This window comes from Cellulophaga sp. F20128, assembly GCF_023015805.1.
Taxonomy (GTDB): Bacteria; Bacteroidota; Bacteroidia; order Flavobacteriales; family Flavobacteriaceae; genus Cellulophaga.
Genome location: NZ_JALKBA010000003.1, coordinates 134,916 through 147,041, shown reverse-complemented (window position 1 = coordinate 147,041; position 12,126 = coordinate 134,916). Strand labels below are relative to the sequence as shown.

Genomic DNA, 12,126 nt, shown 5'->3' with positions numbered 1-12,126 from the left:
GTTAATCGAAAGGAATTACTTTCTGTTCATAACCTTCTCTTAATCGCTCGTCTGGCACGGAAGCAACATAAACGCCTAATTCGTCTTCCTTAGCATCTCCTAAATAGGTAACATAAATACATTCTGGACTAACTATTTTTCCATTATCCATAAGGTTGATAGCAGCCTCAAAACATGTTGTACCTGCTTTTAAAGCAACCTCAAATGTTGCTGCTTTCATTTTATGATCAACTGTTTTCAACTGTTCTAAGTTTCCAATTTTTAACCAGGCGTCTTTTATTGCAATTTCTTTATCGCCAGCGTAATTTTCTACCATTCGTTTGCCCGATTCTGCCCGCCAACGATTTACTTCAATTTTATATTTCCCTGTTTTGGCCACATCAATAACCCAAACCTTCTTTCCTTTACGCGTATGCGCATCATGTGAATATAATTTCACTGGATTTTCAAAAGGTGTGCCCACATGTATTGCAGCGTATTTATCAAAATCTACAGAGACATCTGTCCACCATTCATCATATCTTCCATAAAGTTCTTTTACAACTTCTGGATGTTGATCTGCAATATTAAATTTTTCCTCTCGATCATTATCGATATCATACAACTCGTTTTCCGCTCTTTTAACCAGTCGCCATTTTTCAGTAAGCACTTCGTATTCTTTATCCTTTACAGGATATTCTACCCGTTGGTTATGCGTGAAAAAAGTTCTATCATCTTTCCATTCTTTAGTTTCACCCTCTAAAAATGGCACAATACTACGGCCATCAATTTGCAACTCTTTTGGTAATTCTAAACCACATAGTTCCAGTAAGGTTGGCATCACATCAATATGTCCAGAAAGCATATCTAAATCTTTACCTCCTTCTATACCACCATTAGGCCAGCGCATAAAAAAGGGTACGCGATGCGCATTTTCATACCCCCAAATCTTACCACCTCTTAATCCGTCGGTATAGCCCTCTTCTGCAAATCCAGTTTCAAAATCAATCACAACACCTCCGAACCATGGGCAAGGTCCATTATCTGTCATAAAAATTACGATGGTATTTTCTTCTAATCCCATCTTTTTAACTTCATTCAGCAAGGTCGCAACATCTTCATCCATCTTGCTAATCATCCCATAATATTTAGCCAAGCGATCTGAAACTTGCCCTTTGTATGGGTCTACATACTTTTCATCTACCAATAATGGCGCATGGGGTAAATTTGTAGGGATATAACAAAAAAAAGGTTTATCCTTATTCTCTTTTATATAATTAATAGCCTCACCAAACCATACATTATTGCAATACCCTTCATATTTTTCAAATGCACCGTTATGCTTATAGGTATCATCATAATAGTTATTTCCCCAATAATCAGGGTTCTGGCCAATACCACCTCCACCGTGTACAATAGACTCTTTAAAACCCCTGTCCATTGGCCTAAATGGATAATTTTCTCCCAGATGCCATTTACCAAAAATTCCCGTTTCATAACCATTAGCCGCAAATATTTCGGGCATAGTCGGCATTCCTTCTTTCAGTAAAGACCTTCCTCCTATGGTGTGCCACACCCCTGCCCTTGCAGAATAATTCCCTGTTAATAAGGCGGATCTCGTAGGCGAACAGGATGGATCTACATGAAAATCTGTAAGTCGAACACTTTCATCATACAAGGCATCTAAAGCAGGTGTTTTTACATAGGGACTACCGTGTCTACCCAAATCCCCATAACCCTGATCATCGGTCATGATTAGAATAACGTTAGGTTTTTTGCGGTCAGGTTGAATAATTTTTCTATTAGAAGCATCCTTACAGCTAAAAAAAAACAAAGCAATTAGTGGTATTGCTAAACTATATTTTAATTTTCTCATTTATGTAATATTAATCTCTGTAGTGTCTCTATCCTTAAACAATAGTCATATCACTGCTTTTTGTTCCCGATAATTCCAAGTTTAATATTTTTTCTAATATTAAGGATACCGCCCCAATGGTTGTGGCCTGATCTCCATAAGTAGATGGACTAATTTTGACCTTTACATTGGCAGACAATAAATACTTATCTCTTTTTGCTTCAATTAGATTGAATAACAAATCCCCGCTTAATGAAATACCACCACCAATATATACGGTTTCTGGGTTCAGTAAATTGGATATGTTTCCGATTCCCTTACATAAATATTCGGCTACTTCGTCATAGATTTTAAGACAAGCTGCATCACCATCTTTGGCTGCTTTTGCAACTAGTTCTGCAGTGATCAAATCTTGATTCCCCATACATAATTCTTCCAACAATTCTGAGCCTTTATTTTTTAATATTTCCTTTCCTAATGACGCTATTCTATGCCCCGAAGCTAAGGCTTCTAAGCAGCCATACATTCCGCATTTACAGCGTACATCACTATCTGTATCGACTGAAATATGTCCAAATTCACCAGCGAATCCGGAAAATCCTTTTAATAGATTCCCTTCTACTACAATCCCCGAAGCTATACCATACCCTATATTGATAAATGTAAAGTTTCTTTGCCCCTCTTTACCACTCATCTTCAATTCGCCCAAGGCCATCAAACGGGTAGAGTTATCATAAAAGAACGGTAGATCTAAGTATTTTTCCAATTCCTTTCGCAAATCAATATTAGACCATCCAAAATCAGGGGAAGACTCAATGATTCCTGTTTCACTATTTACAAGACCAGCAACACCGATACCAACACCCCATATTTTTGCATTAGGATCTTTTCTTTTTTGAAGCTTGCGTATGACCTTTACTACTTTATCAACGATACTTGCAAATCCCTTTTCCAATTCGGTTGGCACTTGTATCTCTGAAATAAAATTGGCATTTAAATCTACCAGACAACCCCTTATATAGGTGGCTCCTAAATCTATTCCAATAATACAGTTCTTTTCGTTTTTAAATTTAACAATCATAGGAGGCCTTCCTCCACTAGAATCACCAACACCAAGACTCTCTACTAAACCATCTATTTGAATTAATTCATCTACAATTCTAGCAATCGAGGGTGGCGTTAATCCCGACTTTTTTGCTAAAGCAGACCGACTGATTTGCTTATTATGGTTTATAAGTTTTAGTACAACCTTTTTATTTACTAAGTGCAACAAACCAGCATCCATTTTAGCGTATTCCTTTTTCATATTATCAAATATTAACTTTTCAAAGGTATTAAAATAACTTTTTAATATATATGACAATACTATTTAAATTAATAACAACTACACAAGCAACTGTATTTTAATTGATTACATAAAATAATTAATTATAAACTATTAGAAATAAAATATTTTTAAACTAAAAAACGGAACAACTTACTAACTTATAAATATAAAATTAAAAAGATATTAAACACAATTTAAAACCAAATCACAAAAAGCGAGGGTGAAGAAATTATCCTAGGTTACGGAAAACCTAGCACCTTCGCAACTCTCTTGAATATACGGTTAAATTTAAAGTTGTAAAATAGAAAATAAATATTGAATTAGCGTAGGAAACTAAAAATAACCTAAGGATGTCATTTGCTTCAGTTTTCTAATGGGGTAATGTAGACTTTCAATGAGTATAGGCTGGGTTGCAACTATACATCACATATTAAAATAGATTCTGTAAGCGCCTTTATTTTATCCTCCTGAAGTGCCAAAAATTCTTGAGCCACATAGCCTTGATAGCCTGTTTCTACTATAGCGCACATAATAGCAGGATAATTAAGCTCTTGGGTGTTATTAATCTCATTTCTCCCAGGAACACCTGCGGTATGATAGTGTCCAAAATATTGATGATTGTTTCTTATTGTTTGAATAATATCGCCTTCTTGGATTTGCATGTGGTATATATCATACAACAGCTTAAAACTATCAGAAGATAGTTCCTTACATAGCGCTACACCCCAAGCAGAGGAATCACACATATAATCTGGATGATCTATTTGATTGAAAAGTTCCATTTGCAACACTACCTGGTGCTTTTCTGCCAAAGCTAAAATTTCTTTAAGACCCGAAATACAGTTTTGCATTCCAGTTTTATCATCCATCCCGTCTCTATTTCCGCTAAAACAAATTAAATTGGTATAGCCTGCTTCTGCAACCAACGGAATCATTTCTGTATAATTTTTTATTAACGTACTGTGGTATTCTTTGTTATTCCATCCTTTTTCAAGACTTATTTCTGCCCCATTACACATGGAGGAGTCTAGACCGTATTTCTTTAACAAGTCCCAGTCACTTGGTCCAACTAGATCTATAGCCTTAACACCTATATTGTTTAGTATTTTCAAGAAATCTTCCAGTGCGATATCATCATAACACCACCTACAAACACTATGGTTAATATTATTTTTCAATGCCATATATTGTTATTTTTCTCATTTTCTTTATCTCTTAATTGATAATTTTTATCAATTTTTTTTCTGCGATACTTTACTTAAAAACAAAAACAAAACACCACAAAGCAGCCAAGCAGGTAAAGTTACAAAAGAGAGGAAGACATCAAATTGGACAGAAATAAAGTAAAAGATTCCAAAGCTGATTGCCCAAGCCCAAAACACGGATTTATTAAATGATAAATTAGCGACTTCTGCATAGTTTTTTACAATACCCACTTTTTTATGAAAGAAATGTTCAAACACAATAATGGCTCCAAATGGAGCTAGGATAAATCCATATAACGCAACAAAACCCAATAATTTCATCGCAAATGCAGGGAAAAGGCCCGCAATTGTAGCTATTGCCCCTGCAAGCAAAGTAACTTTTGCAGTTGACAATTTTGGTAGAATCGCTTGAAAAGCCAATCCTGCTCTATAGATAGTAGGATTAGCAGTGGTCCAACCCGCAAGGACTACCGCAATAATTCCAAAAATACCGATAGCATTATGCGCTAAGGGTCCTGGAGCAACTGGTGGTGCTTGCCCATCAGATAAAAATGCAAGTGCTTCAGGAGATTTTAAATAGACTGCATACAGTAAAGCTGCTGCAATCCACGCCATATAATGTCCAACATACATTCCTGCAGCGGTTGTCCATCCTGAACTCGCTTTTTTCGCGAATCTAAAAACGGATAAATCTGACATTCCCACATGCATGGCTGCATTAGCAAACCAAGACCAAATAACTACGTGCCAAAAAGTATATTTTATTTGACCAGGAAATGGTTCTGAACCTTCTCCCCAAATATTCCAAAAATCAGAAAAACTTTTTACGCCTAATTGATTTAACGCAACAATACCACACGCCAAAAAGGCCAATACAATAAAAGGCGACATCCAATTTGCTGCTTTAGAAACGGTATCGTAACCGCGGGCCGCAATTATTGAAATAGCAGCTCCTATTAAAATAACAATAATTACCCATGTAATACCATTTGGCATGGTATCCGATAATTGTGGCATAGGCATATCAAAGGGGATCCCTACTGCTGTTGCTGAAACCGTAATCATAGAACCTGCCAAAAAGCAAAACAAGATACCATTGGCCAAATTATACCCAGTGACTAATTTTTTTCCACAAATTTTTTCCAATTGAAAATAAAGTGTTAAACGGTTTTTAACAGCAATTTTAGCCGTTAGGAATCTCCAACTCAACACCGCTAATAAATTCCCTAACAACAACCCTATGATAAGATCAAATGCACTTACTCCTGCCGTTAAAAATAGTGGGCCAATCATAAATTCAGTTCCAGCAGCATGTTCACCGGCATACATCCCTAAAAAGCTTTTCCAACTTTTTAATTTAGACTGGGGAACTGGTTCTCTTTCAAACTCACCTCCTGCAATGTCTTCAATAATTTCTTCTTCAATTGGGTATTGACTCATAAGATTTCAGGTTAAAGGTTTTTCATTGGTTATCACTCTTTCCACTTATTTAATAATAAAGGGAACATGCTTTTTTAAGGAATAATTTTTCTTTAAAAATTTTGAATTTAATTTACTATCTGAAATGGAAATTGCCGCTCCTAGTGCTGATCCTAAAGAAGCGTTTGTTGTTCGTAATTTCATCTTTCTTAAATAATGAGATAATAGTTTTATATACACATCATTATCTGTAAAACCTCCATCTATATACAAACGCCCAATTTCCATATCACCTACAGCAAGTTCCACACTCTTCACTTGTAGCAATACCAATTCTATCATCAAATGATGGTAGGCGCACTCAAAAGTATCATAGGGTATCTTTGTTACTTCAGGTGCTTTTTCAGTTTCAATACCATACCAAGTAAACAGGTGTTTAAAATCCTTCCTAATTTCGGTATAGGTCTCATAATTAAACTGAATCTCCTTATGATAATCCTTTGAAACTTTAAAATATGCTGTGAGTTCTTTAAGTTGCATTTTATATTCGTTACCTAAAAACAAACGTGATGCTTTTACAGCCTTCCCATTAATACGCATGTAATTAATACAATTCATTTTTACTTCGGTAGCCGAAAGCGGTGTTTTTGAAAAAGGGTTTAAAGTGATACTCCAAGTCCCTGTAGACACAAGTACAAAAGGTTTTTTTATACTGCGCACATAAGGCAATAAGGCCGAGGAACTATCGTGAATACCAACACCAATTTTAATACGTTTTCCATTGTAATTCATATTAATACTGGTCTCTGTAGAAACTATTGGCGGTAATTTAACATCAATTTTTTCTTGATACACCCAGTCGTGATAGTCTTTCTTGGTATAATCCCACAGAGCTGTATGACACCCAATACTGGTATACTCACTCACCGGTATTCCCGTAAAAATATAACTGATGTATTGAGGAAGGTGTAAGGAATATTTAATTTTTTTAAAGACCTCTGGTTTGGCATATTTTAACCAATATAACTGCATTCCTGAATTCAACATTCCTGAATTTGTAGACCCGGTATCCTTTGAAAATTCTAACTCTGGGCCATATTTTTCATAAAAAGATTGGGTAATTTCTGTATCAAGTGGTTTCGTATAATCGTAAAGAGGTGTTACAACTTCTCCATTTTCATCTAAATGGACAAGACTAGCCCCATAGGTAGAAAAATTAATAGCTGTTACATCATACTCTTCCGCTTTTAAGATACTGTCAAAAACATCTTTTAACCAATTTTGAAGTGCGAGTAGATTTTCAGTTGGATGACCATCTTCATCGGCTATAAGATCAAATTTTTTATATTCTCGATACACTTCCTTAAAGTCAGTGTCAAATAAAAAAAACTTTTTGTTCGTTTTTCCAATATCAAAAACAGCCGTTACTTCCTTTTTCATTCTCAATTTTATAAGCCTGTTGCAATACTGTTTTTTCCTCTTTCTTTAATTAGGCCTTCCCTAATTTTTAAGGATCTATATGCCTGAATTGGCTCCAACGCTCCACCAACTCTTAACCTCGCTTCTCTTAATAGAGGCCTAACATCTGTTCGATAAGCATTTTGCAAAATTTCTTGACATTTTACAACATCATGCTCTTGCTGCGCAATTTTCAACGCTTTTTGGTCTATCAAAAGTGCCTTTGCATACGCTTCTTGAATGGCCTCTAAAGATTGTATTAAATCCTCTAAAGGATCCTTTACGTTATGACTTGCATCTATCATCCAAGCTGGATACGGGTTTTGCGGATTGTTATCCATCCCATAAACCAACTCATTAAAAATAAGAAACAAGGCATACGGCTTTATGCTTCCAACCGTAAGATCATCATCTCCATATTTACTATCGTTAAAATGAAAACCACCAAGCTTCCCTTTTAACATTAAAGTTGCAACAATTTGTTCGATGTTAGAATTGGGCAAATGGTGTCCTAAATCAACCAACGTAAAGGCCTTATCTCCACATTCGTTAGCAAGCATAAAGGAAGTTCCCCAATCTTGAATAACGGTGCTGTAAAAATTAGGTTCGTAGGGCTTGTATTCTATAAACATCTTCCAATCTTCAGGTAGTTCTTTATATATTTCTTTTAAACTATCTTGTGTATGTTGTAAAGCCGTTTGAAAATTACTCTGCCCAGGAAAGCAAGCACCATCTGCTAACCATACTGTAAGACTTTTGGAACCAAGTTTATTCCCAATATTGATGACATCAATATTATGCTGTATAGCCTGTGCTCTTGAATCATTAGATTGATTGCTTAAAGAACCAAACTTATAACTATTTGAAGTTCCTTTTTGATCTTGAAAAGTATTAGAATTAACAGCATCAAAAAGAATTTCATGTGAACTTGCTAATTCTTTAATTGCCGTATAATCTGAAGGAACATCCCAAGGAATATGCAAGGAAACAGCTCCCGCTGTTTTTGTTAATGCATGCAGCAACCCAACATCATCAATTTTCTGTTCTAGACTAGAAGGTTCTCCATAAAAACCAAACCTACCAAACCGCGTGCCACCGGCGCCTAAAGCCCAGCTTGGAATAGCAACTTGAAATTTTTGCAATTTTTCAATAACAGCTTCTACATTGGTATTGTTTCTAGTCAATGTATGTCCCAAAAAATCAAACCCTTCTTTATGAACTATTGCAGCTGCCTTATTTACATCTCCTATTTGACTTTTCTCTATTTTCATATATACTTATTTTTGTATCGTAAAATAACCAAATTCTTAAACAAAGAAGCCGCTATGGGTTGTAACCAACCCATAGAAACTTTCTTCCAACTAACTCTACTTAATTACCGTACAAATGCATTCGCCATTCCACCGTCTACATTAATAATGTTTCCAGTGGTTTTATCCAAAATAGCAACCAAAGAAAATACGCCGTTTGCGATATCTTCTGGATATATAATTTCATTTAATAAATTTCTTTTTGCGTAATGTGCTGGCAACTCATCTACAGTTATTCCATAAGCTTTAGCACGGCCTTCTGCCCAGTCACCTTCCCAAATTTTACTACCCACAATTACACCATCTGGATTAACAGTGTTTACGCGGATCTTATCTCCTGCTAATTCCGCCGCTAACAACCTGGCCATATGTTGTTGCGCTGCTTTAGCCGTTCCATAACCTACATTGTTTGGTCCTGAAACCAATCCGTTTTTACTGGCTATACTAATAAAGTCTCCTCCTAAGTTTTGCTTACGCATAACTCCAACCATTTGTTTTGCCAATTCAAACTGGCCTTTAACCAGCACATTTTGTAGAATATCCCAATCTTTCTCCGTAGTTTCTTCAATTGGTTTCGATATTGCTAGTCCGGCACTGTGAACTACGATATCTACACCTCCAAACTCTAAACACGCTTTTTTATAGGCGTCAGCAATTGAGGCAGCATTGGTAACATCACAAACTGCATAGGTAGCTACATCTGACTTGTATGTTTTTACACCTTCTTTTAATCTATCCTCAGCAATATCAGACAATACTATATTAGCCCCTTCTGCTGCTAATTTATCAGCAATGGCTTTACCTATTCCTCCTCCACTTCCAGTAATAAATGCTACTTTTCTAGACAAAGGCTGTTCTTTTGGCATTCTAGATAATTTAGCCTCTTCCAACAGCCAATATTCTATATCAAAAGCTTCTTGCCTTGGTAATGAAGTATATGCCGTAATTGCCTCAGCACCACGCATAACATTTATAGCATTAATATAAAACTCACTGGCTACCCGCGTTGTTTGTTTATTTTTAGCAAAGCTAAACATCCCAACACCTGGGTAAATAATGATTACTGGGTTAGGATCTCGCATCGCTGGACTATTAGAGCGCTTACAGGTATCATAATAGTTTTTATATTCATCTCTGTATGCTGCAAAAGCAGGCTCTAGCTTCTTTAAAATCCCTTTTGTATCAGATATATCTTCCGCAGTAGTAAGCGTAAGTACCAAGGGTTGAATTTTTGTACGTAAAAAATGATCAGGACAAGAAGTTCCCATAGGAGCCAATCGTTCTAAATCATTACTATTTATATACTCTAACACAACTTCGGCATCACTAAAGTGACCTATCATTCTATTTTCTGAAGAACACAAACCTCTTAACAACGGCATTAATTGTGCTGCTTTCTCTAAACGTTCCTCTTTAGGTAGACTTTCTATTTTCTGACCCCCAAAAACTGCTCCTTTCTCTTTTATCTTTTTCTCAATATATTCAGAAGCTGTTTCTATAACTTCCAAACTATTCATATAACACTCATACGAAGTATCACCCCAAGTAAACAACCCGTGACTTCCTAAAACAATTCCCCTAATACCTGGGTTATCATTCAAACATTTTTCCAATTGAAGTCCCAAATCAAAACCAGGACGTTGCCAAGGCACCCATCCCATAGTACCGCCCCAAATTTCTTTGGTTACTTTTTCACTATCCTTGGCCGCTGCCACAGCTATTAAGGCATCGGGGTGCAAATGATCTATATGTTTAAAAGGTAATAACCCATGTAATGGTGTATCTATTGAAGGTGCTTTACTATCCAAATCATAAATACAATGGTTAAAAAGTCCAACCATTCGATCTTCATCATTCAAGCCTCCATAAACATTTTTTAAATTACGTAATCGTTCTGTATACAAACCCGCTATTCCCGACCTTGTAAGCGTTCCTATATCACCCCCAGAACCTTTTACCCACATTACTTCAACTTCTTCATTGGTTAAGGGATCCTTTTCAACGGTTTTACAACTGGTATTTCCTCCTCCATAATTCGTGATTCTTAAATCTGCTCCAAGAATATTTGACCTGTATAAAAATAATGCAATTTGATCATCACCTAACTCTTCTTCCTTTTTCTTATTCCACAAGTAATTTACGTGGCTAAACTTCTTAACGGGGTTAATCATAATATGAATCTTGTTTATTAATATTTGCTAATGTAATATAGCTATAACAACATTCTATCCTGTACTGTGCTGTTTTTATACATTTTTAATAAAATAAATGAGAAATTGCAAACTAATAATTGATTTTTCTTAAAATCAATTATGTTGTCTATTTTTGTAAAGTCAATAGTATAATGACGACTTTAGGCAAATAAAGTATTGGGAATTTAGAGGAACTAATTATGATTATAAAAATAAATACAAATTCAAGAATTCCTAAATACCAGCAAATTGTAAATTCGATCATTGACAACATCCGTACTGGAACGTTAAAAATAGATCAAAAAATTCCGTCAATAAATGGACTTAGTGAAGATTTTGATCTGTCAAGAGATACGGTAGAAAAGGCCTACAATATATTGAAGGAACGAAAAATAATTTCTTCCATTCGAGGGAAAGGATATTATGTTACTCGGACGAAGTTAATTTCAAAAATTAATATTTTGTTCTTGATAAATAAATTGAGTTCCTATAAAATGAATATTTACAATTCGTTTATTAATAATATTGGCAACAATTCTCATACAGACCTGCACATTTACCATTGTGACGAATCACTCTTTATAAACACTATTGACAAAAACCTTGGAGCCTATGATTATTATATAATTATGCCCCATTTTAAAACTGACAATCTTAAACACATTAGTTTTTCTAACAAAATACTAGCAACGATAAATAAGATTCCAAAGGAAAAATTGGTCATAATGGACAATAACAATCTCAACCTTAAAGGGGCTGCCATCGAAGTTTACCAAGATTTTGAGAACGATATCTATAATGGACTAAAAGGAGGCTTGTCCAAAATAAAAAAATACAACAGATTAATTTTAGCCTATCCCGAAAGTATAGTGTACCCATACCCTCGTAGAATTCTGCATGGGTTCCGTAAATTTTGCGCAGAATTTTCAATAGAATCTGAGGTTCTAGATGAAATATACGAGGATATAATCCTTAAAAAAGGAGATTTATTTATTACCATTGAAGAATCAGATCTTGTAAATTTAATAAAACAAGTTAGAGACAATAATCTTCAATTAGGTAAAGACATTGGGATAATCTCTTACAATGAAACTCCACTTAAGGAATTATTAGGAATTACAGTTATTTCAACCGATTTTAAAAAGATGGGAATGACGGCTGCAAATATGATTCTTGATAACGAAAAAGGGAAAGTGAAAAATCCGTTTAATTTAATTTACCGGAAATCCCTTTAAAGCCACTCACAAATAAACTAAGCATCCTATTTCTAGGTTTGCACCTACCCGTTTAATTATTTAACAATTAATTAACTTCGATTAGTTCGGTTTGTTCCGAACTAATAATTATTTTTGCGCAGAATTTTACTGTATTATGATTACGT

General features: G+C 35.1%; 8 protein-coding genes. 1 reads left to right on the top strand and 7 read right to left on the bottom strand.

Going from position 1 to position 12,126, the window contains the following annotated elements; all coding sequences use genetic code 11:
- Position 1 precedes the first annotated feature (1 nt).
- The 7 genes from MWU65_RS04650 to MWU65_RS04620 all read right to left on the bottom strand — a co-directional run bounded on the left by MWU65_RS04650 (position 2) and on the right by MWU65_RS04620 (position 10,724).
- On the bottom strand, positions 2–1,855 hold the full coding sequence (locus MWU65_RS04650) for an arylsulfatase (RefSeq protein WP_247076012.1): 1,854 nt from the start codon (positions 1,853–1,855) through the stop codon (positions 2–4).
- Between the two features lie 34 nt (positions 1,856–1,889).
- A complete protein-coding gene (locus MWU65_RS04645) occupies positions 1,890–3,140 on the bottom strand; it encodes an ROK family transcriptional regulator (RefSeq protein WP_247076011.1) in 1,251 nt (416 codons plus the stop codon).
- Positions 3,141–3,577: 437 nt separating this feature from the next.
- On the bottom strand, positions 3,578–4,345 hold the full coding sequence (locus MWU65_RS04640) for a TIM barrel protein (RefSeq protein WP_247076010.1): 768 nt from the start codon (positions 4,343–4,345) through the stop codon (positions 3,578–3,580).
- Between the two features lie 48 nt (positions 4,346–4,393).
- A complete protein-coding gene (locus MWU65_RS04635; protein WP_247076009.1) occupies positions 4,394–5,806 on the bottom strand; it encodes a hypothetical protein in 1,413 nt (470 codons plus the stop codon).
- Positions 5,807–5,851: 45 nt separating this feature from the next.
- The gene (locus MWU65_RS04630; protein WP_247076008.1) at positions 5,852–7,225 is read right to left on the bottom strand and encodes an FGGY family carbohydrate kinase; all 1,374 of its coding nucleotides are present in this window, start codon (positions 7,223–7,225) and stop codon (positions 5,852–5,854) included.
- Positions 7,226–7,233: 8 nt separating this feature from the next.
- The gene (locus MWU65_RS04625) at positions 7,234–8,514 is read right to left on the bottom strand and encodes a sugar isomerase (RefSeq protein WP_247076007.1); all 1,281 of its coding nucleotides are present in this window, start codon (positions 8,512–8,514) and stop codon (positions 7,234–7,236) included.
- A 104-nt stretch (positions 8,515–8,618) separates the two neighbouring features.
- Entirely contained in the window at positions 8,619–10,724 is a 2,106-nt protein-coding gene (locus MWU65_RS04620; RefSeq protein WP_247076006.1) for a bifunctional aldolase/short-chain dehydrogenase, read from the bottom strand.
- A 221-nt stretch (positions 10,725–10,945) separates the two neighbouring features.
- On the opposite strand from MWU65_RS04620, the gene MWU65_RS04615 reads away from it, so the two are divergent.
- Positions 10,946–11,980 (top strand): GntR family transcriptional regulator, encoded by a 1,035-nt coding sequence (locus MWU65_RS04615; RefSeq protein WP_247076005.1) that lies wholly within the window; start codon positions 10,946–10,948, stop codon positions 11,978–11,980.
- Positions 11,981–12,126: the final 146 nt, after the last annotated feature.

Coding starts and splice junctions, on each gene's coding strand:
- MWU65_RS04650 (WP_247076012.1), bottom strand. CDS start 1,855: ATGAGAAAATTAAAATATAGTTTAGCAATACCACTAATTGCTTTGTTT.
- MWU65_RS04645 (WP_247076011.1), bottom strand. CDS start 3,140: ATGAAAAAGGAATACGCTAAAATGGATGCTGGTTTGTTGCACTTAGTA.
- MWU65_RS04640 (WP_247076010.1), bottom strand. CDS start 4,345: ATGGCATTGAAAAATAATATTAACCATAGTGTTTGTAGGTGGTGTTAT.
- MWU65_RS04635 (WP_247076009.1), bottom strand. CDS start 5,806: ATGAGTCAATACCCAATTGAAGAAGAAATTATTGAAGACATTGCAGGA.
- MWU65_RS04630 (WP_247076008.1), bottom strand. CDS start 7,225: ATGAAAAAGGAAGTAACGGCTGTTTTTGATATTGGAAAAACGAACAAA.
- MWU65_RS04625 (WP_247076007.1), bottom strand. CDS start 8,514: ATGAAAATAGAGAAAAGTCAAATAGGAGATGTAAATAAGGCAGCTGCA.
- MWU65_RS04620 (WP_247076006.1), bottom strand. CDS start 10,724: ATGATTAACCCCGTTAAGAAGTTTAGCCACGTAAATTACTTGTGGAAT.
- MWU65_RS04615 (WP_247076005.1), top strand. CDS start 10,946: ATGATTATAAAAATAAATACAAATTCAAGAATTCCTAAATACCAGCAA.